Below are 26,346 nucleotides of genomic sequence, written 5' to 3'. Positions count from 1 at the left end.
ACTATCCTCCGGCAGGTCGGACATGGAGTCACTGCGACTTGCGGCAGCGGGTATAGACAAACATGATGTACCATAGTTTCCAAAGACGATCATCAGGTTAATCTGCAAATTGTGTATTTTTTACTTTCCATTTTTCTAAAGCGATTCCTACCCAAAAACTATAAATTCCAAGTGTAATTATGGTTAATAAAAGCCATAATATCCAGTTCCCGAATAGACTTATTGCACTACCGGTGAACATTAATCTCCTACCTTCAATGACTGTATGGTTTACCTTCCATCCATATACCATACATAAGGCCCAAGGAAAACATATTCCAAACGTACGAATGTTAGAGGAGCTTTTCCATTTGCTCTGGTTTAAAACCCACTACCAGGGTTTGTTTTGTCCATTGCTTAATAAAGGGCGGTGCATGGCCGGTAGTTCGCCCCATTCATCATCGGCTTGGCTAGTGTTTTGCTCCTTTATTTACTTCTGGAAAAATTGGGGGGGTGTTTAACAAGGAGGATTATGGAAAGATAAGGCGAATTAATCCAAAAATGTTCTGGAATTATGCGCTTGCAGATTGTTTTTGTCAACTATATCTTACCAAGTGCTGCATCCAGGGCCTATACCTTTATGGACATTTTACGAATTACTCAAATTGCGGTACCTTATCTATTACAGCCGCCATCTGTCATAGCCGCCTATATAAAAAACCATAAATATATATTGGATCCTTTTGGTGGGGAGGGAAACTAAGATGGGAAAGTATCAAGATATTTGTATTACAATTCCCAATAATTTGCGCTATATTCCTCTAATACAGGATAGTACCGCTGCTTTTGCACGTATTATTGGTTTGGATGAAAAAAGTACTAATGAAGTTGTATTGGGAGTAGAGGAAGCAGTGGTTAATGTAATTAACCACGCCTTTGCGGAAGGAGAAAAAGCTAGTTTTAATATCATATTTCAACAGACAGCCCTGGGAATGCAGATTTTAATCCGAGAACAGGGCATGCCTTTTGATCCTGAAGAACTTACCAGGTTGGCACAAAAGGATAGAACAGAAGCCGAAGATACTCGGGGTCTGGGATTGCACTTGATGTATCGATTTATGGATGAAGTTTCCTTTGTGAACTTGGGTAAAGCTGGCAAAGAAACTCGCTTGGTTAAATACTCAGGCATCAGAATGCGTGATGTGATGGACTTACCTCAGTCAGATAGTCATAAACAAGCAGATGAAGTACCTGTCTATCAGATTCATCTTATGAAACCGGAGCAAGCCGTAAATGTTTCTAGATGTGCATATATGTCCTATGGCTATTCTTATTCTAGTGAATATATCTATTATCCAGAACTATTAAGACAACTTAATGAAGAGGGCAAGATGGTTTCTTTGGTGGCAAGCAGTGAGAATAACGAAATAATCGGACATGTGGCTCTGATCTTCCAAGGCGATGACCCTCATGTGCCGGTTGTGGATGATGCCTTCGTGAATCCAAAATACCGTGGAGCGGGATGTCTAAATGACCTGGGAGCAGCCGTCATCGAGTGGGCACAAAACAATGGACTGATTGGTTTATACACCTGGTCAGTAACTACCCATCCTTATTCGCAAAGAGTAGCTGTTAAATGGGGATTGAGCGATACTGCCATTCTCATATCCGGGGACTTGCCATTTGATTTTAAAGCCCTAAAAGAAGGAGCAGGACAGCGTGAGAGTGAAACCATCCTTTTTACCTATCTAAACGCGAAACATGCTATACAAATATATCCTCCGGCACAGCATGCTGATATGATCCAACAAATATACCATAGTCTGGGCGTAGAAGCTAAGATTCTGACGATCGGCTCTTCTTTAGATTTGCTGGAAGAGGATGCTGTCTTGGAGCTTAAATATGATGTTCCTAGTATTATTGCATTTGTTACGGTAAAGACATATGGCAAAAATGTTGTCCATGAGGTTAATCGAATGCTAAGAGGACTCTGTCTGGAGAGACTGGAAACCATTTATTTAAAGCTACCTTTGACTAGCCCTTACACTGCTATCCTGACCGAAGAGTTCGAAACCCTGGGATTCTTTTTTAGTGGAATAATGCCCGGTTCAGAAGGATGTGATCAACTTATACTCCAGTATCTGAACAATCAAGTAATTGATTACGATCTTATTAAAGTTCACACTGAAATGGGACAGAAAATTTTAGCTTATATTAAAAATCATGATCCCAACCAAATACTAAAGTTGTAACAAGAATATAACGCCCCCCTTTCAATTAACGGAGGTAAATTACTTGTTTGTACTTGGAAAACAGTTATTAGTTCGACCTGATGATACCCATCGGCTACGATTAATGATTCCCGTGTTTTTCTCCTTGGGTGTGGGTGAAGTTCTAGGTATTAGTTCATCTACTGCTATTTTTAATGTTCGATATGGTGTTGAATATCTGCCTTTAATGTATGTATTGGAAGCGGCTGGCCTTTTGCTGTTGTCATTATTAATTGCTGACTTATCGGGCCGCATGGATCGCTCTCGTTTTCTTCGCGTTACTTATGGCATGATGGCAGGAATAGTATTGCTAAATGGATTAGTTTTAGTTTTATCCAAGTTCTTTGCTTTTTCGCTTTGGCCAGTTTTCTATCCTATATTATTAGTCACTTCAATGGTGGTCTTTTTCCAGCTTACCCCTCTAATTTGGTTAATTGCTTTGGATGTTTGTTCCACTCAGCAAGCCAAAAGGTTGTTTCCCTTAATGGCTGGCGCATCCACTATAGGCTGCATTGCAGCAGGTGTTATTGGCAAATTACTGACACCCATCGGCGTAGAAATCATCTATCTTTTTTGGTCTTTGTTTCTATTGGGCGGAGGTTATTATTTATTTCAGACTATTGAATACTACATTTCCCCCTTGAAAGCACTCACAGTTGAAGAACCCACAAACTTAAAAAACAGTATTGTTAGTATATATCGCTCCCGGTTTTTGCTGGGTATGCTGTCCTTGCTGACCTTAATTATGACCTTATACTTTTTAATGGACTACCAATTCAATACCGTCGCTAGAATTACTTATAACGATGAGGCTCAATTAGCTGGATTCCTGGCCATTTTTTTAGCCATATCCAACGTTGTTGCCGTGGTCATTGAGCTGGGCTTTCTAAGCCGGATCATGTCGCTGCTCGGGGTAGGCAATGTCTTATTGCTGGTAGTTGCCGGGTTAGGTTGCAGCTTTATAATTACAATTATCTTTACCTCTGGGCCCTGGGCACTGGGCGCAGTGTTTATAAGTTATCTGATAACCAAAATAATGGTAAATGTTTTAGGTGAACCCTCCTACCAATTATTGTTCAAGGTAATTCCTCCCCAGGGTAGAGATGGCATTCGTTTTTTAGTTGAAGCCTTAATAATTCTTGGCGGAATGATAGGTGGGGCAGCGGTTTCAGCTCTCTACTCTGCGGGGATAATCAGTATGCAGTCAATGTTGGTATCTGCCCTGCTCTTGGCAATAATAGCTACTTTTGTTGCTTGGAAAACTAGAGGCATGTATCTTAACGAATTGCTACGATCCATTGGCAATGGTGTTAAGGATTTAAGCGAAAATGGGGCAGCTTTTTTAGGCCGCTATGTACCATCGACGTTTTTAACCCAGCTGTTTTCCTTTCTGCATCATCCCGACGATCGTAAACGAACCCTGGCATTAGAAATTGCGGAGCAGTTGGATTCTCATGCTTTAGAACCGAGGCTTGGCGATTTACTAAAGGACTCTTGTGCTGATGTGCGCAGAAGTGCTCTAAAATACTGTTTGCGACTAGACAATACATCTTATCACCAGGAGTCAATAATGGCATGTTGCATGGATGAAGAACCTGAAGTCCGAGCTGCAGCCATAGACTTGTGGCCAGTCCTAAATCTAGATCGGCATCAATTATATCAAGCACTTGATGATCCTGACTCTTTGGTAGTAGCCCATGCTGTTACAGCGATTTGCAGTTTGGAACAAGCGATAAACTACCCAAAAGTAATAGATGCCGTGAAACGCTGCTTAGATGAGGGTGAAACTTCAGCTGCAACTATTTGCCAAGCCATAAGTTCAGCAGGTCTGGACAAATTCTCACCGCGATTAATAAGCATGCTGGATAGCAGCCCCCAGTTAAGAACGGCCGCTTGTGAAGCTTTAGGCAAACTACAAATCTGTAACTCTATACCCAGAATTATAGACGTATATGCCAAAGGAGACCGCGACTTTCATAAAGTAGCCGACCAAGCGCTTATTGACATGGGAGAAGATGCAGTGCCAATTCTGCTGGATGAAATTAATAAACAAACCGACCTGCGTTCCTGGTTGGGCATAATCAAAGCATTATCAGCATTGAATAGGGAAGATCGACACAGCAAATTATTAATAGATAGCTGCCTGCAACGTTTGGAACAGTTAGCTATTTTTAAAGAAGTACCATCACTTATTAAGAGCTTAAATTATGCTGATTTGGCTAATGTAGCCTTCCTTCGCTACCAGGAAATATATTCACTGCAGATAGAGGGTTGCTGGGCAGTACTAGGAAGCATTTATGATCCCCTGGTAGTTTCTAGAGTTAGAACTGCTAGCCAGGATGAAGATATAGAGCTTAGAGAAATATCGCTGGAGGCGTTATCTGAAGGATTGGTTGATCGCAGATTAGCCAGGGCTATGTTGGAGGCCATGGTTTCGCCAGCAACTATTCCTAAACCGAGTGCAGACATTGTAAAGGCTAAGTTAAAAAAGGCTCAATCATTAGATGACTATTGGTTCAGTGCAATAAGCACAGCGGCTCTATCGAGGCTGGAAGGGGGAAATACTATGAAGGATCGTGAAATGCTAAGTTTATTGGACAAAGTAATGCTATTAAAGAGTGTGGAGCTTTTTTCTTACTTGCAGCTAGAAGAACTAGGCCTCCTGGCTCGGGTAGCCAGGTTAGAAATTTACGATGAAGGTACCGTGCTATTACAGGAAGGGCAACCCAACTCCAACTTATATGTTATTATCGATGGTCATATTGAACTAAGCGCTTACTCTGCCGGCGCAGGAGTTAATGCCACAATTGCAGTACGAGGAACCGGCGATACCGTTGGAGATAGCAGTGTATTTGACCAGTCGGCTTCTTCACTTACTGCCCAAATCATTCTAAGTGAAGCAACTCTTCTAATTCTCGAAGGAAAAGATATACATAGATTGTGCAGTCTTTATCCCAATATTGCGATGGGTTTTATCAAAGCAATCAGTGGGCGGAACCGAAAACTAGAAAAGATGTTAATTACGATGGCCTAGCCCTACCCACCCCTGGTAGGTGATGCTATTCCTGAGGGCATCGTGCAGCCGGAATCGGAGCAGGAGCTTGTGGAACTGGTCCGTCTGGCCCAGGCAAAGAACATCAAATTGACCCCCAGAGGCAAGGCTACAGTTTAAATGGCAAAATTTGACTGTAGAAGAGAGGGGAGCTTATTGAGAGGAGGGCTGCATATGCTGCATCAGCTTAAGCTAACAACCGGGCAGCACGAGCAAATGATTGATATTACTGCTCAGGTTCAGAATGTGGTCGAGCAAGAAGGAGTACGGGAAGGGATGGTACTGGTTTACTGCCCGCATACTACCGCAGCTATTACTATCAACGAAAATGCCGACCCGACCGTCGTTCAGGATATTCTAATGAGATTGGATGAGCTCTTCCCCTGGAAGCACCCGGCTTATCGCCATAGGGAAGGCAATTCCGCAGCCCATTTAAAAGCCAGCACCATAGGCATATCGCAAACTATTCCAGTAACAGCTGGCCGCTTGTTGCTGGGAACCTGGCAGGGAATCTATTTCTGCGAATTTGATGGTCCGCGTCAACGCTCTTTTTATGTTAAAGTATCTGCCATTTAAAATCCATTAGATTAAGCTGGGAGGGATACTATGTGTGGTCGTTATACCCTTGCTGTGCAATTGGATGAAGTAGCGGAACGTTTTCTTTGTTCTAAAGCGAATCAACAGATGAAAGCACGCTATAATGTTGCACCTACCCAGATTATGCCGATTGTGCTGGAACGCAGCGGCCAGCGGCAATTGGAGATGATGCAATGGGGCTTGGTACCTTTTTGGGCCAAAGAACGGAGTATGGGCAGCAAGCTCATCAATGCTCGGGTGGAAACCCTTGAAGAAAAGGCATCCTTCAAATATGCAGTAAGGGAACGCAGGTGTCTCATTCCAGCGGATGGTTATTATGAATGGCAAAAGACAAAGGAGGGCAAACAGGCAGTACGCATCATCATACCGTCCAAGCAGCTGTTTGCTTTTGCCGGCCTTTGGGAACAGTGGAGTAATCCCAATGGAGAAATTCTTCATTCTTATACCATAGTAACTACTATCCCGGTTCCATCCCTGGCTCATATTCATGATAGGATGCCACTTATCCTGGAGCGAGATCAGGAGGATTACTGGTTACACGGATTCAATGGAAAGAGTGCTGCTGAAGCTCGTTTATTTTTAAAGCAGCTAAAGTCTGTAAACGATGTCATCGCCTATCCGGTATCCAACCGGGTAAACAGCCCAAAAAATGACGACCCGCAGTGTATTGAGCCTATCGATTAACTGAGCCTTTCTCACTATGCTTTCATGCGTTACCTCACCCCTTATCCCTTGCTTTTCTTATCTCCCATACCCGCAAGTACAAGTAGCGTTGAAAAATGGGTGCAGCATATTTATATTTTTGCGCAGTATCCTTAAAAGTGAACCGCACTCAGACCAGGTTTACCCTGAGTTATAGGGACAAAATTAATACTAAGGGCCGGGGAGTATCAGTAATACTTGCAGGGGGCAGCTTCAATAACTTAACAACTTAAGTGCCTGGCACCGTTAATTTATAATTAACACTTTATCTGCACAAATCATATATTAGGTAAGTAAATATTGTAAAAGGGTGATGAAATGGATATTAATAATGGATTACTTGCTCCCCCCAATGTCCGCTATCGTCAGGTCCGTACTGGGCCGAAAAGTCCCAGAGGGCCAAAAACTACCGCTGGTGCCAGGACAATTAAGAAGGGCCGTTCCGAGAATCTGCCGGTTCTTCAGGACCTGCCTAGTGAAAGTGTGGCTTCTTGGGGTTATGTATTTCAGCTAAACACCCAAAACGTAGCAGTTGGCTCCAATATAACATTTAGCAATAACGGCCCCTTAAACGGCATAAACCATACCCCGGGGACGGCTGGGATTCGCGTTACTCTTGACGGCACTTACAATATAACATTTTCGGTTTATACAACCCAGAATAATCCTCAGCATTGGGGAGTAGTGGTTAATGGTGTAGTTAAATCAGACTTTAATTCCGCCGGTCAATCATTAACGGCTTCAACCACGCTAACGCTTAGTGCCCTGGACAATGTAACCATCCGCAATATAAATACAATACCCGATCCTGCGACTCTAAGAATAGGTAATTTCACTACTGCTTATGTGCTTTTATACAAGGTTGATTAAGTAATCCTGTTTAAAAGCAAATTACCCTGAACATTGACAAAAGCTAAGATAATTTTGTCAATGTTCTTTTTTTGAGCTTTTGCCACAAGCACTTAAGGCCATGAAAAACAAATATTCCCTCTAGACCGCCTATTTCTAAAGACGATCACCCTTCCAAAGACTCAACTATTACGCCTTTGCAATAAGTATTTCTTTTCTTGAGGTAACGGAACATCGTTAAACAATTCCTTAAAAGACTTTCATTTCCTTTCCAATTTTATACCCATCTATCAAAAGTAGACAACCAACAGTAATTTCACATTGGTTGGTTTATATTAGTTTATCTATAAATATGTTTATGATAAAAAAGTTTTGACAAGAAAGACTAATAACTGTTCCGCAAATTTTGTATACCGCTAAAACCACAGAATGTACAGGATTATAGCGATTAAACAAGAAATACAGGAAAAGCATGGTTGACATTATAAGATATAGCAATTAGAGTAATGTCAAGTAATGTATGTTTATATTATTTTATGTTAGTAATTAGCCGCATTTTTCACGTAACGCGAATAACAGCAGCGCGTTTTATTTCTGCGATGAGCTATATATAGCCCAATAGCCCGGGAGAAGCCGTTTGAAAAAAGATTGGGAGAATAGAACTATGCTTCTGAATTTAAAACTACTGCGTGATTCCAAACAGAAGGCCATATCTCTGCTCTTTTTCCTGTTTCTGTTCAGCCTTTCGGGGGCATTAAACCCGGATATAGCTACTACTGAGCCGAGCGGCTTGCCTGATCATATCATGCTATCCTGGACTGATGATCCGCAGACTACCCGGACTATGGCCTGGCGGAGCGATAGCGCTGCCGATCAGGAATGGGTCCAGTACCTGCCTGCTGCCAATTATAACGGTAGTTTTACCAGTGCTTCCCGAGTGGCAGCAGTGAAAACTGAGCTTTATACCGGTTATTCCCATTGTGAAGCTACCTTGTTCCAGTTGGCCCCTGACTGCAAATATATATATCGTGTTGGGCGGGAAGGGGTCTGGAGTGAGCCTGCCTCCTTTTCCACTGCTACCCCTGGTGGCAAATTTTCCTTCTTATATTTGGGTGATGTTCAGAAAGGTTATGACAAATGGGGAGAAATGCTTAAGCACGTTGCCGCGGAAAACCCCGATTTAAGATTTGCCCTCCTGGGTGGGGATTTGGTTCATGATGGCAATAGCAACAATGAATGGCAGCAGTTCTTTGCCGCTGCTTCCCCGACCTTTAAACAGCTTCCCTTGCTGCCGGCAGCAGGTAATCATGATGATACGCCGTTATTCTGGAATTCATTTGCTATGCCCCGGAATGGCCCGGAAGGATTTAAGGAAGAATTTTACTCCTTTGACTATGGCAATTGTCACATTGCGGTGCTAAACAGCAACAAAATGGGCGTTTCCAAACCTTATTACAACACGCTCAAAAACTGGTTGCAGGATGACCTTAATAATAGCAAGCAGCAGTGGAAGTTTCTAGTCTTCCACTATCCCCCTTACCCGGTGGTAGATGATGGTCATTCTTATAATTTAGAGGAAAACTGGGTGCCTTTTTTTGAACAATGCGCGGTGGATATAGTATTTGTTGGTCACCAACACGTCTACATGCGGAGCGAACCGTTGCGTGGGGGTAAGGTGCAGGCAGATGGAGAAGGTATTGTTTATATTATGGGCAATTCAGGAAGCAAGTTCTATCCTGCTGGTGAAGACAGAGAATATATCGCCAAGCAGGTGGCTAATGTCAGCAATTACCAACTATTAAGCATTGATGGAGACAGTCTTAGCTTGAGTTCCCGGAACGCTGAGGGGCTGGTTATTGACAGCTATATACTGGGGAATGTGCCTGCAGCCCGGGCCCAGTATTTGATTGCTCCAATAAAAGATGCAAGTTACCAAATAGAGACTAACGCCGATGGTCTGGAAATCATGACCGTGAATCAAGGCAATTCGGGATTAAAGTATTTTGGGGTAGAGCTAACCCCGGTAAAGCCTCACGAAGGAATGGAAACACTGATTTTCATTCACTTGAGAAATGGAAAGCAAATTAATTTGAACGCTACCCAGGCTGATTTTGACCTGGTCAAGGCTGCTCAGGCAGGTTTTAATGTCAAACCTGGAGATATAGTCAAAACCTATGTGCTTGATGATTTAACTAATGCGCTTGATTTTAATCCAATCGTATTGCAATAACAAATATCCTTCATTATTAGCTTTTAGTTTCCCAGGTAATCGAAATAAGTAATGGAAAAAAAACGAGGGGATACAATGAATCAAGATTGGAACACAGGAAGGTGGTGTAATTCTTAACAAAGCATGGTGTGCTTTCCTTTTAACTACTAGAACTAGTACAGGAGGTAGAGAAGAAGTGCAGTATATAAAGTCAGGGTTTGAGCCTGATGTAAAAATCAGGGGCATTATGCTGGGAATTCTTATCTTATTGTTTTGTTTTATGGGGCTTTTCAACTGTGAATGGGCCATAGCCAAAAGTGATTCCAGCGAAGCAGCTACTGAATTAGTAGTCGTACTCAACGATAATGGAGTTGCTTCTGAATTGAATAAATATACTATTGATGAGCTTAAAAGTATGCCGCAGGTAGAGCGAGAATACTCATCTATAGATAGTATGCCGGCACCGGTGTTTACTGCCGGTAAGGGTATTGATCTAGAAACCTTTCTGATCAGTCAAGGTATCGAAATAAATTCGATAAGCTACATAAAGTTTTATGCTACAGATGATTTGGTAAAAAAAATAGATCGGTATACACTTCTGGAAAGAAATGCTTATTATTATCCCAAAATAGTTGAATCTTGGGACAATTATTGGGACGAAAATGCCCATTGCTATAAAGATAATGAGATAGTAACACAGGGAGCCATCCCGGTTAAAGCAATGTTAGCTATAAGCTCATCTCAGGAACGATTTTTAAGCACACCTGACTGGAGCAATCTGGATAGCGCAAGCTGCTTGAGGTTATGCTTGGGACAGGCCAGTCCCGAAGAGTGCATAAATATGAACTTTGTAAAATGGATAAATAAGATCGAAGTATTTGGCAAGCTACATTCAGGAGGGGGAGCCTCCCCGCTTAATCCAAAAGTTACATTAAGCTCACCAGCGGTAAATGCAAGTTACCAGGCGGGGGATAAGGTGGATATCCGGGGGACAGTGGAAAATCATTCATCACTTTCATTAAGTATCAGTGATCCTGACGGTTATGAAATATACACTGTTTTTGACATTGAAGTCAGTGATGGCAAATTCAGTAAGGAATATGACATAAAAAAAGATGCCATACCTGGTAACTATAGCATAGAGATCGGACCTGAATTGGGATCTAACCTGAGTAGTAAGCTGACTTTTCTGGTAACAGGGGCGCCAGCCATTACGGCCAATATCACCTTAATAACTCCTCAAGCAGGACAGATTTTCAAACCGCAGGACAAAGTTATTATAAGTGGAACTGTTCATGGCCTGGATAGCGCCATACTCAAGATTACAGCTCCCGACAAGCAGTGTATTTATAGCAGTAATATTGATAAAAGCGGCGAATTCAGCAGAGAATTTACCCTGCCCAGGGAGGTAGAAGCTGGCGACTATAGTATTCAATTTGTGGCACCGGAATTAAAACAAGATTGCAGTCGGGTTTTCAAAGTTGCCAAGTTAGAAGAGAAAAAGCCTGAAAGCAAGGTGGATTTTTCCAAGCAGGTTATTAACGTGGCCCCATATAGTTCTTTTAACGATATTGACAAGCACTGGGCGGGGGAGAGGATTAAGCAACTACTTGCCCGTGGAGCCATAAGTGGTTATCCCGACGGCAGTTTTAAACCTGATTCCGGTATCACCAGAGCAGAATTCACTACTGTGTTGGTAAAAGCATTTAATCTAAGCAATCTTAAAGGAAAAGTCTTTATCGATACCAATGGGCACTGGGCCCAAAATTATATCGCAATAGCCACTACCGCAGGAATTGTCGGTGGCTACAATGACAGCACCTTTGGTCCCGATGATCCGATTACCCGTGAGCAGATGGCGGTAATGGTGGTAAAAGCCGCTGGACTTACCCCAGTAACGGAAGAAAACAGCTTTCATGACAGCTACAACATTGCGGAGTGGGCCCGGAGGGCTGTAGCCACAGCGGTGAAAAGCCAGGTGATAAAAGGATACCCGGATAATAGCTTTAAGCCCCTTGGTAATGCGAGCAGAGCTGAAGCAGTTACAGTCATAGCCATGGCATTAAAGCTTTAAAAAGATGAATGTTGGTGAGTATTAAAAGAATATTGCCATACACATGATTTTTTTAAACGATCAAGCTGCGGACATTTTACCAGCATTCTGGTGGTAAATTCCAAGTGGAAAAGCTGAGTAGGAAAAGGGGAAGTTAAATGCCAAAACAGGTAAAGAAACTGCTTATGATTGGGCTATTGTTAAGCATAATATTAAGCCTGCTTGCTTGTATAGAAAAAACTGAAAATGCTAATAATACGGCTACTGTCAATGATGGTCAAGAAATTATCATAACCGGGCTGCAGGATAGTGATTATAGAATTAGCGTGAAAGAACTGAAAAAACTACCCGCAGTTACCAAAAAAGCACAAGCAACCCGAGCCAATGGCGAAAGCATCAAGATTAAAGGTACCGGTCCTTTGCTGGAAAACATATTACAACAAGAAGGTAAGTCCGTTAAGGATTACAGTAGTATCCGCTTTACTGCTCTGGATGGTTATTCCATATCGCTTCCCCCTGATGTTTTTAAAAACCGCTCCATTATTCTTGCTTACCAAATTAATGGAAAAGACTTGGATCTTGAGAATCAGCCTATACGAGTGGTAATTCCTGGTGAGAGAGCGATGTATTGGGTAAGGATGCTCCATAAGATTGATCTGGAAACTGGAGCTGAACAAAGCCCAGTAAAAAAAGTAGTATTCCTGGAGACAGCTGCTAAGAACCTGCCCCAGGAAGACTACGAACATTTTGACAGCGTGGATAAGGCTATTAAAACCAAGGATTTGGTAGATAACTATGCCGGAACGGATAGGGTTAAAAATGTATTTATCAAAGCCAGTGATGGCTTGCACAAAAACGAAACCCCATCTAATTTTATAACAGCCTATATCAAAATAAGCGGAAAGGAATCGCCGAAATTTTTAGCTCCTAACCTCCCCCAGGGCATGCATGTGCGGGACGTACTTTGTATTAATTATGGTGAGACCTGCTTTTGGTCTTATTTCCAGGGAATAAGAGTATTACCCCCACAAAGATCAGATGGGAAAAGTGCAATGGACTTATCCGGGTTAATCAAGCAGACTGGCCTGAGCCGGGCAAGCAAATATCAGTTCAACAGCCTTGATGGGTCCAGTCTGGAACTGACAGCTAATGAGATGGGAAAGGGCTTGATATATGAAAGCCAGGGAGTTTTGGCCTTTAGTTGCCCGGGATCAGTGGACAAGAACCTGGAGGACCTGCTCTCCATTGAATGCAGAGAATAATCACAGGGTTTATTTGGAAGCAGTGCAAAATCCCCTCAAGCCGTAAGGCAAATCACAGGTTTGCCCATGTGAATATTGGAACGAATATATGTACAAGGAAAATAGTATTTGACTACTTTTAAAAACATTAATCAATATCACAAGTTGCTTTTGCTGATTGCGGGGGAGAAGGAGTTAAAGTAATGAACAGGAGAAATTGGCTTTTGGCTATGGGCCTAGGTTTACTGGGCTTTATTGGAGGCCTGTTCTGGGCCAATTGTCAGCCCAATCCCGGCTATATACCTCCTTTGAAGGTACTGGGAGATGTTGCACGGGTGGTGAAACTGGAAGACCCGAAGCAGCTGGGACAGATACATAATATAAGCCATGAAGGTAACAATTATCAAGCGATGAGGCTGATGGATATTATCGCGGAGGCCCAACCTATAGCAACAGCAGGGCAGATATATTTAGTCGGCAATGATGGCTTTACATCCTCATTTCCAGCAGAAGGGCTGGAGAATTCCTATATTTTCTTTTCTGCCCAAAACGGCTGGGAAGCAGTTAATCTAAAGCATCCTATTAATAGTAATGTCAAAATGCTAAAGGAAATAGTGGTAATAGCAAAGGAATGTCCTCCCTATTTTGCTATTACGCTTATCAAGCCGGATAAGGAATTATTCAGGATTACACCGGGTCAGCTTTATAAACGAGACTGGCTGGACTACTGCTATGCGGAAGGCCAAGCTGTGGTGGAAAATCAGGGAAAAAGTTATACCAGTGCGGTCTATACCCGGCGGAAAGTTTTCCGCTTGGCTGACTTTATCCCGATAGAGGAAGGGAGCAGGATGTTGGTGATGGGTGTTGCTGGGGAACATCGCTTCCTAGAAAATCAGGGCTTTTTTGAACTGAAGGACAATTATATAAGCTACTTGCAGCTGGATGATCGTAACTGTGTGGATAAGGTAGCCGGAGTAATAATTAACCCTCCGCCAAGCAGTATAATGGATGCCTTCTATGATGCTCGGCGCTATCTCGAAAATAATGAGAAGGTGCTGGTGATAGTTATACCGGGCTTAACTTACCATTTGTATAGTGAAGCTCTCTCCAAAGGTTACTTGCCATTTCTAAAAAACGCGGGAGCAGCTCTAAAGGCTAGTGGGGTATATCCGCTGGAAAAACAGGTCTGGCTAGGGGCTATAGTAACCGGAAAATCGCCAGAGGAAAACGGCATTACTACCGTCCAGGATCAAGAATTGAAGATACCCACGCTTTTTGCTGTGGCCAGGCAGTTAAAAAAACCAGCCTTGCTATTACAACCTGCTGGCAGACAGCTAAACATGGAAATAGAAGCGCTACCGGCAAACGACCAGAATGCTAACGGCACAGCCGATGACGAGCTCTATGCTTTGAGCCTGAATCAGCTGGATCAAGGCTATGATCTCATAATGCTTTGTTTTGAAGGTATTACATCCAGGCATGAAAGCCAGAGCGAGGTAGTTGCTCCAACCCTATCCGCAGTAAAGATGATTGATGGCTATCTGCAAGGAATCGCTGGTAAGTGGCCTGGTAGAATAATAATCACCGCGACTCCGGGGACAGACGCCGGTGGAAGTCCCCGGTTAGATTTTAATGCTGATACGGTTTTTGTACCCTATTGGCGTATTAGCCCTTGAACATAATCATCTTAATACGATCCAGTATTTATAAGAATATCGGGAAACTTGATGAAGCTTATTATCCCTAGTGCCAGGGAGTATCAGTGATGCCAGAAAAAACCATTATAAGGAGGTGAGATTTATAAACAGGGCTATGCGGCAAATTAAGAAATCGGGGCAAGTAATCAGGTTTTGGAGAAATGGCAGCACCATAGCCTTGGGAATATTTTGCCTGGCAGCATTGATTCTGGCTATCAGCAGCCTGAGCATTTCTCTGACGGCAATGGCCCAGGAAGCGGCTCCACCTGCTATTATCGATAGTAACGACCAGGTTATTATGACTAACCCACTGCCACTTATCATCGAGAATCAAATTATGGTTCCGATTTCAACGCTGGCTGGAGCCCTGCAGATGAAAGTAGTATGGGATTCCGAGCAACAAACAGCTACCGTTAGTAAAGGCAAGGACATCCTCCGACTGCGTATAGATAGTTCCCAAGCCAGAATTAATGGGCAGGAATTGCCCTTGGGAACAGCAGTTTCCATTATTGACGACCGGGTTTATGTCCCGTTAGTATCAGTGGCAACAGCACTGGGGGCAAAACTGCAATGGGATGAGGATAACAGGACAGTCAAACTACTGCCGGGCACGGTTAATAGTTGCAATAGCCAAGACAAAACTTCTCCCCGGCGGGAAGAAGGAACCCTGTCAGCAAATCTAACGGTTAAGGCGGGCTATTTTGGTACCCCTTATAACACCATGAAGGTTTTTACCTTGAATGAACTGGAAGCAATGCCCCAGGTGCAGCAGGCCTATACTTTTATTGATAGCATGCCATCGGTTATTTTAGATTCAGCTCAAGGAGTAAAACTGAGCGACATTCTACATAGTGCCGGTATTGATATCAACTCTATAGACACTCTCTATTTCTATACCACTGATGTGGAAAAGGGGTGGTATCAGAGCTTGCCCAAATCTTTTTTGCTGGATACCAGGCGTTACTATTATCCTAATTTACCTATATATTGGGATTACGATGAAAATAAAGCTCTACCCGGTGCTGAGGAAGGTGCTGTAGAAGTTGAGCCGATTATTGCTATTCGGGACTACTGGAAACGTTTTGCCACCTCTCCTGACTTTAGCCAGATGGACGAAAGTAATGGTTTAAGGTTGCTGTTTGGTCAGGTGGATACAAGTACCATAACATCTATGCGCTCAGCCAAATGGATTCATGAAATATCCGTAATGCTGGTTGGCCAGCCACCTGGCGAGGTTAGACTTAATCAGCATGTAGTTCATGCTCTGATTGGCAGTACTGTTGTTTTGGAGGCGATGGTAGGACCCACTGATGCCTCCAACAAGAGTGTTAACTGGAGCTCCAGTAATCCTGAAATAGCCAGCGTAGATAATAGCGGACAGGTATCAATTGTTTCCCCGGGGACAGCTACCATTACCGCCACTACGGTTGAAGGTAAGCTAACGGCCAACTGCGTTGTGCATGCCACCGCTAATCTCGTCGAAAGCCAGAGAGCGGTCGTGGCTGGCAGCACTCAAGCCCGGGAGGAACAGGAGGAATCGGACCCAGTTGCAATGTCAATGGGAAAGCAGCGCCTGGCTAATAAAAGCGATCTTGTTAAGTCGGAGCAATTAGGTAAAATATTTGAACTGTCAGCAGATATTATACCCTTAAAGCCGCGAAACGAGTATGGTAATGCTAATCTTCCAATCGGGATAACTTCGCTAATTCTCTTTTGCCTGGGTGCAGGCAGAAAATACAAAGAATACAAGAAGGAGGTAAGCGAGAGAAATTTGCAATAATGTAGCCAGGGCGGTATGAGGACTACTACCTGATTTACCCAGGAATCTGGATGAAAAAACTTACTGGAGGTGTTTGCTGTTATCTGGGTACATAGTAGGAGGTCTACATTTATCGTTTGTATAGTTACAGGAATTGTTGATAATAAACTGCTGGATCGTATTAAAAATGAGGAGGGTAATAAGTTATGCGTTTAATGAAACGAAGAATAAGGACCCATAACAGGAAGTCTGTTGCCTGCATGGTAGTCTTGATCATGTTTTTTAGTATATTAGGGTTGAGCCATCCGGGTGTGGCATTGGCCAAGGTAAGTGAGTCTTACCCAGCGGCGAGTTTTGTGGTAAATATAAATGATAATGGAGAGATCATTCCTGTCCATACTTATTCAATAGCCGAAATGGAAGCATTGTCTGGTGATGTGGCTTACTATTCATCGATAGACTCTGCTCCAGCTCCCTGCATAGCCATAACTAAGGGGGTTACCCTGAATAGGCTAGTTGCTGATATTAATGCCAAATATAATGCCAATATTACAATTGACCCTGTTTCTTTAAAGGGCATCAGAATATATTCCACCGATGATTGGTCAAGCTTCTATGCTTATGATTACCTTTTCGCAAGTCCTCGTTACTATTATCCCGAAATTGTGAATAAATGGGATGCCGAGAACAACAAGCCCGGCCCCGGTTCCGATGCTAGTCCAGTCGCTGTCGATCCCATTTTTGCACTATCTTCCTACCAGGGACGTTTTCTCAGCAATCTGGATTGGAGTCAGATGGTTGTTCCAGCTGATCCAACGGTAAAATCCTCAAGCTGTACCACCTTTCGCTTTTGCTTCGGGCAGACCGCCAATGATATTGCTAATAATGTGATCACCAACAATAGGTTTGGCCGCTGGGTCAACCGATTAGATATAGTTCTGCCGGACATCCCGGATGCTCCGATATTGACCCCTGACAGTAACAACACAGTAGGCAATCCCATAAATATCACTTTCGCCGATAATGAAGCCTGGCGCAATGCTATCAGCGAGGTCAAGGTGAACAACACTATACTGGAAAACAGCAAATACAACACCGGTACAGCTGGCAAGATTTCTCTTGATGCCAGCGTATTTACAAGCGTCGGCACCTACACCATAACTGTAAAAGCTATCGGTTATAGTGATGCCACGGTCACCCAGACCATCAGTAAAAACTTTGAAACCACTGCTTTGAAAATCTGGGTAGATAACGCTAATCCAATAACTATTACCACTGGGCAAATTAATGCCCTGAATCCAAATAATGAACTTAGATATTATTCCCACCATAAAGATGGCAAAATGAATTACTTTACCGGGCAAGGAGCGCCCCTGGCCGCTATTCTGTCACAATATGTATCGATAAATACTAAGCAAATACAAAGCATTACCGTAAGAGCCAATGATGGCTATGATGTAAAATTTAACGATCCCCAAAATGAGCTCTTCAATGAACATTATTACTACCCGGCTGTAGGAAACAGAGTAGTGGTTGATACCATCATAGCTACCAGAGCTGCTGAGAACTTGATCAGTAATAGCGCTCAGCTGGATACCACCCACACCATGCGTTTGATGATGGGACAAAGCTATTTGGAGGATCGCACCGTTTCCTCGATGGTGAAATGGGTGAGCGAAATTCACATTACCACTTTAAGCACTGCCAGGCCGCTATACAAGCTGACTCCGTTAGAAGATAATGTTTATACCATAGGCACAACCCCGGACGGTATCTCTACTATGACCGTAAAATCGGGACAGAGTGGTCTGAAATATTTGGCAGTTTCCGTTGCAGCGATAGTTCCAAATGTGGGTAATGAATGCATTGTATTTACTCACTTGCGGAAAGGCACTGAGTTGCAGCTTAATGCTATTGTGGCTGACTTTGATGTCGCCAACACTGCCCAAGCCGGGTTCAATGTACAGCCAGGCGATGTCATCAAGGTCTATATTGTTGACCGCCTCAGCAATGATATTAATGTCAATCCGGTGGTTTTGCAGTAGTGAAGTACAGTAGTGTAATGCCAGCGCGAGGGATTTTCGCGAATATTGATCAGCAGGCTAGAGTGGTGTAAACTGGGGTCGATGCTTTGTATAGCCAATTTGGCTAAAATTATAACGAGGTGAAATATGTCCCCCACTTCTTTAAGCGGTCGGGTTTCTATTAGTAAAACAGGCGGTGGGTTCTTAATCCCCCGCCTCGTTGCAGTGCTATGTTGAAACTGCTCCGCAGTTTCTGCCGATACTTAAAACATCCGGATTTTTTCGCTTATTGCTCGGATAAGTGATATTGCTTTAAGTTTTGGCTTATTTTAAACAAACTTGATTGTGCGTGACTTTGTAGCGAGGGGGGCTTTATATAAGATAAATCAGCAAGACGATTTTCGTTTAAAAGCTTTTATCAAGAAGTCCTTTTACCTGTTAAAAGAGGTAAAGGAATCATTTTGATTATGCATTTTTGTGCAATTATGAAGTCGGAGATATGATTAAGAGGTGATATTGATGGCCAAGAAAAGAATTGCTTTTATTGTTGCCGCTCTGCTTATATTATCGATATTTCCCGGGCTTGCCCTGGGCGCTTCCGTCAGTTTAAATTTGAGTAATAGCAGTGCATTAATAGGCGATAGTATAACTGCATCTGGTAGCGCTGATCCGAATCAGTGGGTAAGTATTAAAATTGTTGATTCTTTGGGAAATATAGTGTTTTTTGATGCTGTTAAATCAAATGCCAGTGGTAATTATAGTTGTACATTTACGGTTCCTCAAGTTGCTGATGGGACCTTAACAGTAGTAGCTGGCTATGGGAGCAATGTTGCCAATAAATCGTTACAAGTTAGTATTTATAAAGCACTAGATCCAAAAACATGCGATCCCGATAAAAAATGGAGGGTTGTTTTTAACAAGCCCGCAAATCCTAACACATTAAAAGATCAAATCAATATAATGAAAACAACAGACAATAGCCAGGTAGGGATTCAAAAAGTAGTACTAGAGAATGATGGCCTCTGGGCTGTCATATACCCGGCACAGGATTACCAGTCTGGCCAAAGCTATGTAATTTATATTAACCCCGGTATTGAAACGACCGATGGGGAGCCATTAAAGAGTGGCTACCAAATGAGTTTTACCGTTAACTAGAAAGGCAACATTAAAGGGAGCACCATTGCTTATCTTAAAGGGAAGCAATGGTGCTCATTTATGTGTGCTGAAATACATATCCATCTATGGGAAATTGTGAACATACCCTTCGGGTAATTCGATTTTTAAAAGAAGTAAATAGAAGCTGATGGCCTGGTTTAATTTTTAGGATTTAATCATGGTCAAAAGCATTTTAAAGCACTTTATGGCTTTTAAGGCATGAGGCTCACCGGCAGGCATTATAATGGTTTCCCCGCTGGTTAAAAAGTAGCTTTCACCGGAAATAATGATTTCAGCCTCACCATCGACAATCTGTACTACAGCATCAAATGGGGCGGTATGTTCGCTTAATCCCTGCCCTTCATCAAAAGCAAATAAAGTAATGGTTCCACTGGGACGATTAATCAAGGTCTTGCTAACCACTGCTGCGGTCTGGTAGTCTATGAAATTATCCAGCTTGAATTTGCCTTGCGGGTATTCTTTCTTCTCCTTAATTTCCATCTTAACCCCTCCTTTGCGGAAATGCCTTCCTGTTTTGTATTATGTTTGGTTAGCTATTAGTTTAATATGCATAGCCTCAAATAGTCAATGTCCGCCTTATTAAGCAGCAAAACTTAGGTGTTGGCTTAATCATATATTTGATCTTAGACCCTGTAATATACTAATATCCATTTTGACCGGATTTCACCTGCTCCGCCTCCATTCCATTTCACCGCATGGAGAAAATTAACCGTGGAAGGGTGACTGGATACTGGCGCTTACACTGAATAAACCTGGCTTATATTACCTTTGACGATATTTCTTACTTATCAATACAATTGTAATGTAACAAGTGAGAAAAATACATTATTGGGAGTAGGAGGTGTTGTTGCTAGCAAATGAGGCCGGTCAAAGGTAATTATTCTTGGAGGATATTATGAATAAGAAATTTTCTTGGATATTTATAATTGTGGCACTGACATTATTAACGGCCTTTCTTATTATTCCGGAATATAGGTCAGCCAGATCTACGGTGGGTACGATTCAGATACATAAAGAAGGAAATCAGCTACATAGGGAAGGAATGACAAGCGGGGACGGAGCCCAGGAGGAAAAAAAGCTAATAGCGGAGAAGCCGAAAGATGTTCCGGTTGATTCAGTCAATGACAAAAAGGTTGATTTGCCTGTTGACAAAAAGGAGGCCATGGCTAATAAAACAAGCAATGACAGCAACAAGAAAGAGGATATGGTTCAGAAAATAAGCAATGACAGGATAGAGGTTTCGAGAGCGGGGAATAGTGCTGCAGGTAATGAGCAAAGTTCCCGGATGGTTGAAGGAGCGCAGACATCCACCGGTAAATCCCAGAATTCGCAGCTGAGCCAAGTTGCGGATAATTCCGAATATCCCCAGGCAGGCAAATCTACGTCACAGAATTCTGCAGATAATTCTCCATTTCCCCATATAAGCAAAGTCCAGGGCTCATTTGGTCAGTTCCGCTATAAAGATCTAAGTGGTGGCAGGATAGAAATCGATCCCCGGTGGATGGCGGAAAACATAGTTACCATAACGCTACCGGGCTTAGACCGGGAGGTTCAGGTACATAAGGAAGCCCGTGATAATTTTATCCGGGCGTTTAACTACATAAAAAATGGCAGTGCCTGGATAAACGGTAAAGAGGTTCCCCTCTTGAGCCTGGTTAAAACCATGGATGGGACATTTGTGCCTCGGCATGTGAACTGGGATTCGGCCAAAGGACTGAGCAGGCATTCCTGGGGCACTGCCATAGATATCAATGCCGCCAATCATTTTCGCCGTGTTGACCCTGAGCAGGAAGCCAATGACCCTAATTTGATACTCTGGGAAAAGGCTTTTAAGCCGGCTGGATTCAGTTGGGGCAACAGTTATAGTGATTCCATGCATTATGAACTACTGGAGTAAAAGGTATGGATAATTGAGAAAAAAAGTAGCAATTCTAGCATATACGTCTTATCCAGATAGGCCGTTTTTTTATGAAAAAAGCGGATTTTTTGCTATATTATCGTCAGGCCCAGCAGTTTTTTTACCTATCTTCTGCTTTATTCATGTTTTTACTTGCTGTAGTTTTCATTTGTAGTTAAACTTTAATATGATGAAACTACAAGGAGGTTGGAACATTGAATTTGAAAAGGACAGCCCTTTTTCCCGTGCACCAGAAGTATAATGGTCGTATGGTGGATTTCGGCGGGTGGGAATTGCCCATCCAGTACGAGAGTATCATTAAAGAACATCACATGGTGCGGAAGAAGGCGGGTCTTTTTGATGTATCGCATATGGGGGAAATAGAAGTCCGTGGTGAAAAGGCCGAAGCTTTTCTGCAATACCTGCTGAGCAACGATATCAATAAAATAGCGCCGGGACAGGTGCAGTATAATATAATGTGCTATCCTGACGGGGGCGTAGTAGATGACCTTTTGGTTTACAAGTATACGACCGAGCATTATCTTTTGGTGGTGAATGCCGCCAACACCGATAAAGATTTTGAGTGGATCAAGAAAAATGCTTTTCCCGGCGTGGAAATTGAAAACCTTTCGGATGATTATGCCCAAATGGCGATTCAAGGGCCTTTGGCCGAGCAGATTCTGCAGAAACTGACGGATTTAGAGTTGCATAGCATTAAATATTATTGGTTTCAGGCTAATGTGGAAATAGCGGGGAAAATAGCTATTATTTCTCGTACAGGCTATACCGGCGAGGATGGATTTGAAATCTACCTGGCTCCGGAGGATGCGATAGATGTCTGGGAAGCTATTCTGGCGGCCGGTGGGGAGGATATTGCCCCCATTGGTCTGGGGGCTAGGGATAGCCTGCGCTTTGAAGCCAAACTGCCCCTCTACGGGCAGGAATTGGGACCTGATATCAGCCCGCTGGAAGCCCGCCTGGGTATTTTTGTGAAGTTTGATTGTGGTGATTTTATTGGCCGGGAGGCTCTGCTACGGCAAAAAGAAAGCCAGCCCCCGCGGGTGCAGGCGGAGCTATTGATGCTGGAGAGGGGTATACCTCGCTCTCATTACGAAGTCTGCCAGGAGGGTAAAGTAATTGGCCAGCTAAGTAGCGGCGGCCTGGCTCCCAGCCTGGAAAAAAACCTGGCTCTGGCACTGGTAGATCGGGAATACTACCAACCAGGGGCGGAAGTTGAGGTTATGATCCGCAATAAACCAGTTAAAGCCCAGATTGTTACCGGGGCTTTTTATCGGAAAAAAACCCAGGCTTCATAAAGAATGGAGTTCTTAAGTCTATTGTAGTGAATCAGCTTTATATCCGGCAAAACCGACAGAAAACATCCCCTTGTCAGAGGGATACCTAATTAAAGAATATTATGGAGGGATAGAAGTGAAAATACCTGCAGATTTGTATTATTCTCCAAGCCACGAATGGGTAAGGGTAGAAGGAGACCAGGCCTGGATCGGTATTAGCGACTATGCCCAGCATGAACTGGGAGACATAGTTTTTGTGGAAATGCCGGAGCCGGATGATGAACTGGAGGCCGGAGGGCAGCTGGGGGTTATCGAGTCAGTAAAAGCCGCTTCAACTATCTATAGCCCGGTAGGCGGCACTGTCGTGGCTATTAATGAGGAACTGGAGGATGCTCCCCAATTGATTAACGAAGACCCTTATGCCAATTACATTGTGGTTGTGGCCATGAATAATCCGGGAGATTTGGATAATCTGCTTTCAGCTGCTGCCTATGAAGAGCTGTGCCAGAAAGAGCAGGGGGGAGAATAGAATGAGGTATAGCCCCCACTCTCCTACTGAAGTGGAGGAAATGCTTTTCAGTATCGGGATGAAAAACAAGGCGGAACTTTTTGCCGATATACCGGACAGGCTCAAGCTGGGACGGGATCTGGAGCTGGGTCCGGGCCTTACGGAAATGGAATTGAACCGCCATCTTAAGGAACTAGCCGGCAAGAACATGAATCTGGATGATTATCCCTGCTTTCTCGGGGCCGGGGCTTATGACCACTACATCCCGGCTGCCCTGGACCAACTCTTGCTCCGTTCCGAATTCTATACCGCCTACACCCCATACCAGCCAGAAATAAGCCAGGGCATACTGCAGGCTATATTCGAATACCAGACCATGATCTGCGCCTTGACCGGCATGGATGTAGCCAATGCCTCTCTTTATGACGGAGCCAGCGCTCTGGCTGAAGCCTGCCAGATGGCCTGCGAAGGCAGCCGGAGGAGAAAAGTGATACTTCCCGCCACCCTGCATCCGGAATACCTGGAAGTAGTAAAAAGCTATGCGATTTCGGGCAAGATGGAGATAATTATGGCACCGGAACAGGAGGGCATAATAGATAAGGAAGCTACCCTGGCTCTATTAGACCGGGATAGCGCCTGTCTGGTTATACAACAGCCTAATTTCTTCGGTTGTATAGAGGAAATAGCTGGATGGGAAAAGGCGGTTCACGCCAACAAATCCCTTTTAATCATGGTGGTCAATCCTATTTCCCTGGGTCTTCTAAAGTCGCCGGGGGAATGGGGGGCGGATATTGTAGTAGGGGAAGGGCAGCCTCTGGGCAATCCTTTGAGTTTTGGCGGTCCTTACCTGGGCTTTATGGCCTGTTCCAAGAAGTATATGCGGAAAATGCCCGGGCGTCTGGTCGGCCAGAGCGTGGACAGCAATGAAGAGACCTGCTATGTGCTGACCCTGCAGGCGCGGGAGCAGCATATCCGGCGCGAGCAAGCCAGTTCCAATATCTGTTCCAATGAAGCTTTGAATGCCCTGGCGGCCAGTATTTATTTAAGCCTGGTCGGCCGGCAGGGATTGGTGGATATAGCGGCCCGCTGTCACCAGCTGGCGATTTATGCCCGGCGGCAGATGGAAAATTATGGCCTATCCTTGAAATACCCCCAGGCCTTTTTTAATGAATTTGCCGTAGAGCTTGACGACCCGGCCCGGATTAACCGGCTCTTGTTGGAGCAGGGTATTATCGGGGGTTATGAACTGCCCGGCGCTTTGCTTTTGGCCTTTACGGAAAAGAGAAGCCGGGCCGAGATTGACCGGCTGGCGGCTTTGATAGGAGGTGAATGCAGATGAGCAAAGTGATTTTTGCCCGGAGTGTAGCTGGTGGAGGCGGTTTTTTCCTTCCGCCCTGTGATGTAGCGGAAATCGAGCCCGCTGCGGAAATCAACCCTGAATTCTTGCGGGCTGAAGCTCCTTTGCTGCCTGAACTGAGCGAAGTAGAGGTAGTTCGCCATTATGTGGAACTATCGCAACGAGCCTATGGGGTAGACAATGGCTTTTACCCTTTGGGTTCCTGCACCATGAAATACAATCCCAAAATCAATGAGTGGGCGGCCCGCCTGCCTGGCTTTGCTAACCTGCATCCTTACCAGCCGGAGGAAAGTGTGCAAGGTGCCCTGGAATTGCTTTACCGGGCGGAAAAACTATGCTGTGAAATAGGGGGCATGGATCGCTTTACCCTACAGCCGGCCGCTGGTGCTCACGGTGAGTTGACTGGTCTGATGATAATCAAGGCCTACCACCAGCATCGCCAGGACCTGGCTCGGACCAAAATACTGGTACCGGACTCAGCTCATGGAACCAACCCGGCTACCGCCCATGTACTGGGTTTTGAAGTAGTTGAGGTTAAATCCAATGAGGAAGGTCTGGTGGATCTGCAGGATCTCAAGGCCTGTATGAGCAGTGAAGTAGCTGGCCTGATGCTGACCAATCCCAATACCCTGGGCCTGTTCGAAAAGGAGATTGAGGAAATAGCCACAGTTGTTCACGCCGATGGCGGATTGCTCTATTATGACGGGGCCAACCTTAATGGCATAGTAGGGGTAGCCCGGCCAGGTGATATGGGTTTTGATGTATTGCATTTCAACCTGCACAAAACCTTTGGCACTCCCCATGGTGGTGGAGGACCGGGCTCTGGGCCGGTTGGGGTCAAGGATTTTTTGAGCGGTTTTCTGCCCCATCCGCTGGTGGAAAAGAAAGAAGAGGGCTATTATCTGGACTATGACCGCCCCTTATCGATAGGGAAAGTGAGAAGCTTTTATGGTAACTTTGGGGTTATCGTCAAAGCCTACGCTTATATGATGGCTTTGGGCGGGCCGGGTTTGCGGGAAGCCTGCGAGCTGGCCGTTCTCAATTCCAATTACCTCCGTCATCATTTACAGGAGGATTATCACATACCCTTCAACCGTTTATGCAAACATGAATTTGTAGCCAGTGGGCAAAAACAACTGGCGGAAAACGGGGTCAGCACCCTGGATATAGCCAAGCGTTTGATGGATTATGGTTTCCATCCTCCCACCGTTTATTTCCCTCTAATTGTCAAGGAGGCTTTGATGATTGAGCCGGTGGAAACGGAAAGCCGGGAGCGTTTGGATGAATTTATCGCCGCTATGCGGGAGATCGCTCGTGAAGCCCGGGAGAACCCAGATATTTTGCATCAAGCCCCGCACAGCACAGTAATCAAGCGGGTGGATGAGGTTCGGGCTGCCCGTCAGCCGATACTGCGCTGGCCGGGATTGGGAGCTGAATAGCCCCTGTCCGAACTTGAGCATTCGAGAAAGGACTCCGCTGCAAAAAACCTTTTGTTGCATAAGGGTTGCATAAATATACAAAGCGAGCGTTGGCGAAGCATGGATAAAACACCCTGCACCCTGCACCCTTCGGGTACTCCTGATGTTCCATCTTTCGGATGTCACTATTAAGGTTGCACCGGCGAAGGCGAGCAGGCGAAAGGGGGCGAGCGACAGGACGTCGCGAGAGCGCTATCGCCCAT

20 protein-coding genes are annotated in these 26,346 nt (G+C 44.2%); 18 read left to right on the top strand and 2 right to left on the bottom strand.

Translation table 11 applies throughout. From position 1 onward, the window contains the following. Positions 1-97 precede the first annotated feature (97 nt). On the bottom strand, positions 98-241 hold the full coding sequence (locus SWOL_RS15170) for a DUF898 family protein (protein ID WP_341271095.1): 144 nt from the start codon (positions 239-241) through the stop codon (positions 98-100). A 502-nt stretch (positions 242-743) separates the two neighbouring features. Here SWOL_RS15170 and SWOL_RS10315 point away from each other — a divergent pair. From SWOL_RS10315 to SWOL_RS10260, 13 genes are all read left to right on the top strand, one after another. Beyond that, complete coding sequence (locus SWOL_RS10315; protein ID WP_011641384.1) at positions 744-2,231, top strand: GNAT family N-acetyltransferase; 1,488 nt, start codon at positions 744-746, stop codon at positions 2,229-2,231. 43 nt (positions 2,232-2,274) lie between these two features. Next, positions 2,275-5,283, top strand: a complete 3,009-nt coding sequence (locus SWOL_RS10310; protein ID WP_011641383.1) for a cyclic nucleotide-binding domain-containing protein — start codon at positions 2,275-2,277, stop codon at positions 5,281-5,283. 42 nt (positions 5,284-5,325) lie between these two features. Continuing rightward, positions 5,326-5,421, top strand: a complete 96-nt coding sequence (locus SWOL_RS15320) for an FAD-binding protein (protein WP_160328919.1) — start codon at positions 5,326-5,328, stop codon at positions 5,419-5,421. 54 nt (positions 5,422-5,475) lie between these two features. Beyond that, positions 5,476-5,877 carry a secondary thiamine-phosphate synthase enzyme YjbQ gene (locus SWOL_RS10305; RefSeq protein ID WP_011641382.1) on the top strand — a complete coding sequence of 134 codons (402 nt, stop codon included), beginning with the start codon at positions 5,476-5,478 and terminating at the stop codon, positions 5,875-5,877. Between the two features lie 30 nt (positions 5,878-5,907). Beyond that, entirely contained in the window at positions 5,908-6,582 is a 675-nt protein-coding gene (locus SWOL_RS10300) for an SOS response-associated peptidase (RefSeq protein WP_011641381.1), read from the top strand. Positions 6,583-6,918: 336 nt separating this feature from the next. After that, on the top strand, positions 6,919-7,470 hold the full coding sequence (locus SWOL_RS10295; protein WP_011641380.1) for a hypothetical protein: 552 nt from the start codon (positions 6,919-6,921) through the stop codon (positions 7,468-7,470). Positions 7,471-8,113: 643 nt separating this feature from the next. After that, complete coding sequence (locus SWOL_RS10290) at positions 8,114-9,679, top strand: purple acid phosphatase family protein (RefSeq protein ID WP_011641379.1); 1,566 nt, start codon at positions 8,114-8,116, stop codon at positions 9,677-9,679. Between the two features lie 175 nt (positions 9,680-9,854). Then, positions 9,855-11,732 (top strand): S-layer homology domain-containing protein, encoded by a 1,878-nt coding sequence (locus tag SWOL_RS13710; protein ID WP_011641378.1) that lies wholly within the window; start codon positions 9,855-9,857, stop codon positions 11,730-11,732. A 137-nt stretch (positions 11,733-11,869) separates the two neighbouring features. Next, positions 11,870-12,973 carry a molybdopterin-dependent oxidoreductase gene (locus SWOL_RS10280; protein WP_011641377.1) on the top strand — a complete coding sequence of 368 codons (1,104 nt, stop codon included), beginning with the start codon at positions 11,870-11,872 and terminating at the stop codon, positions 12,971-12,973. Between the two features lie 182 nt (positions 12,974-13,155). Then, on the top strand, positions 13,156-14,628 hold the full coding sequence (locus tag SWOL_RS10275) for a hypothetical protein (RefSeq protein ID WP_011641376.1): 1,473 nt from the start codon (positions 13,156-13,158) through the stop codon (positions 14,626-14,628). Between the two features lie 115 nt (positions 14,629-14,743). Then, a complete protein-coding gene (locus SWOL_RS13705) occupies positions 14,744-16,429 on the top strand; it encodes an Ig-like domain-containing protein (RefSeq protein ID WP_207635290.1) in 1,686 nt (561 codons plus the stop codon). Between the two features lie 185 nt (positions 16,430-16,614). Beyond that, positions 16,615-18,453: a DUF1533 domain-containing protein gene (locus SWOL_RS10265; RefSeq protein ID WP_011641374.1), complete on the top strand. Its 1,839-nt coding sequence runs from the start codon at positions 16,615-16,617 to the stop codon at positions 18,451-18,453. Positions 18,454-18,951: 498 nt separating this feature from the next. After that, on the top strand, positions 18,952-19,587 hold the full coding sequence (locus SWOL_RS10260; RefSeq protein WP_041427529.1) for an Ig-like domain-containing protein: 636 nt from the start codon (positions 18,952-18,954) through the stop codon (positions 19,585-19,587). A 165-nt stretch (positions 19,588-19,752) separates the two neighbouring features. On the opposite strand, the gene SWOL_RS10255 is transcribed toward SWOL_RS10260, so the two are convergent. After that, complete coding sequence (locus tag SWOL_RS10255) at positions 19,753-20,088, bottom strand: cupin domain-containing protein (RefSeq protein WP_011641372.1); 336 nt, start codon at positions 20,086-20,088, stop codon at positions 19,753-19,755. A 415-nt stretch (positions 20,089-20,503) separates the two neighbouring features. Between SWOL_RS10255 and SWOL_RS10250 the strand changes: the two genes are divergently transcribed. The 5 genes from SWOL_RS10250 (at position 20,504) to gcvPB (ending at position 26,104) form a co-directional block, all read left to right on the top strand. Continuing rightward, positions 20,504-21,505 carry a M15 family metallopeptidase gene (locus SWOL_RS10250; protein ID WP_011641371.1) on the top strand — a complete coding sequence of 334 codons (1,002 nt, stop codon included), beginning with the start codon at positions 20,504-20,506 and terminating at the stop codon, positions 21,503-21,505. A 215-nt stretch (positions 21,506-21,720) separates the two neighbouring features. Further along, positions 21,721-22,821 carry a glycine cleavage system aminomethyltransferase GcvT gene (gene gcvT / locus SWOL_RS10245; protein ID WP_011641370.1) on the top strand — a complete coding sequence of 367 codons (1,101 nt, stop codon included), beginning with the start codon at positions 21,721-21,723 and terminating at the stop codon, positions 22,819-22,821. A gap of 115 nt (positions 22,822-22,936) precedes the next feature. Further along, complete coding sequence (gene gcvH, locus SWOL_RS10240; RefSeq protein WP_011641369.1) at positions 22,937-23,329, top strand: glycine cleavage system protein GcvH; 393 nt, start codon at positions 22,937-22,939, stop codon at positions 23,327-23,329. Position 23,330: 1 nt separating this feature from the next. After that, positions 23,331-24,647, top strand: a complete 1,317-nt coding sequence (gene gcvPA, locus SWOL_RS10235; RefSeq protein WP_011641368.1) for an aminomethyl-transferring glycine dehydrogenase subunit GcvPA — start codon at positions 23,331-23,333, stop codon at positions 24,645-24,647. Continuing rightward, positions 24,644-26,104 carry an aminomethyl-transferring glycine dehydrogenase subunit GcvPB gene (gene gcvPB, locus SWOL_RS10230; RefSeq protein WP_011641367.1) on the top strand — a complete coding sequence of 487 codons (1,461 nt, stop codon included), beginning with the start codon at positions 24,644-24,646 and terminating at the stop codon, positions 26,102-26,104. The genes gcvPA and gcvPB overlap by 4 nt, the downstream gene beginning before the upstream one ends. Positions 26,105-26,346 lie beyond the last annotated feature (242 nt).

Origin of the sequence: Syntrophomonas wolfei subsp. wolfei str. Goettingen G311 (genome assembly GCF_000014725.1) — a bacterium.
Classification (GTDB): domain Bacteria; phylum Bacillota; class Syntrophomonadia; order Syntrophomonadales; family Syntrophomonadaceae; genus Syntrophomonas; species Syntrophomonas wolfei.
This window is presented reverse-complemented; position numbering and strand designations above follow the sequence as displayed.

Bases quoted from the DNA above. Each gene is read 5' to 3' on its own strand.
- SWOL_RS15170 (WP_341271095.1), bottom strand. From the start codon at position 241: ATGTTCACCGGTAGTGCAATAAGTCTATTCGGGAACTGGATATTATGG.
- SWOL_RS10315 (WP_011641384.1), top strand. From the start codon at position 744: ATGGGAAAGTATCAAGATATTTGTATTACAATTCCCAATAATTTGCGC.
- SWOL_RS10305 (WP_011641382.1), top strand. From the start codon at position 5,476: ATGCTGCATCAGCTTAAGCTAACAACCGGGCAGCACGAGCAAATGATT.
- SWOL_RS10300 (WP_011641381.1), top strand. From the start codon at position 5,908: ATGTGTGGTCGTTATACCCTTGCTGTGCAATTGGATGAAGTAGCGGAA.
- SWOL_RS10295 (WP_011641380.1), top strand. From the start codon at position 6,919: ATGGATATTAATAATGGATTACTTGCTCCCCCCAATGTCCGCTATCGT.
- SWOL_RS10290 (WP_011641379.1), top strand. From the start codon at position 8,114: ATGCTTCTGAATTTAAAACTACTGCGTGATTCCAAACAGAAGGCCATA.
- SWOL_RS10280 (WP_011641377.1), top strand. From the start codon at position 11,870: ATGCCAAAACAGGTAAAGAAACTGCTTATGATTGGGCTATTGTTAAGC.
- SWOL_RS10275 (WP_011641376.1), top strand. From the start codon at position 13,156: ATGAACAGGAGAAATTGGCTTTTGGCTATGGGCCTAGGTTTACTGGGC.
- SWOL_RS10265 (WP_011641374.1), top strand. From the start codon at position 16,615: ATGCGTTTAATGAAACGAAGAATAAGGACCCATAACAGGAAGTCTGTT.
- SWOL_RS10260 (WP_041427529.1), top strand. From the start codon at position 18,952: ATGGCCAAGAAAAGAATTGCTTTTATTGTTGCCGCTCTGCTTATATTA.
- SWOL_RS10255 (WP_011641372.1), bottom strand. From the start codon at position 20,088: ATGGAAATTAAGGAGAAGAAAGAATACCCGCAAGGCAAATTCAAGCTG.
- SWOL_RS10250 (WP_011641371.1), top strand. From the start codon at position 20,504: ATGAATAAGAAATTTTCTTGGATATTTATAATTGTGGCACTGACATTA.
- gcvPA (WP_011641368.1), top strand. From the start codon at position 23,331: ATGAGGTATAGCCCCCACTCTCCTACTGAAGTGGAGGAAATGCTTTTC.
- gcvPB (WP_011641367.1), top strand. From the start codon at position 24,644: ATGAGCAAAGTGATTTTTGCCCGGAGTGTAGCTGGTGGAGGCGGTTTT.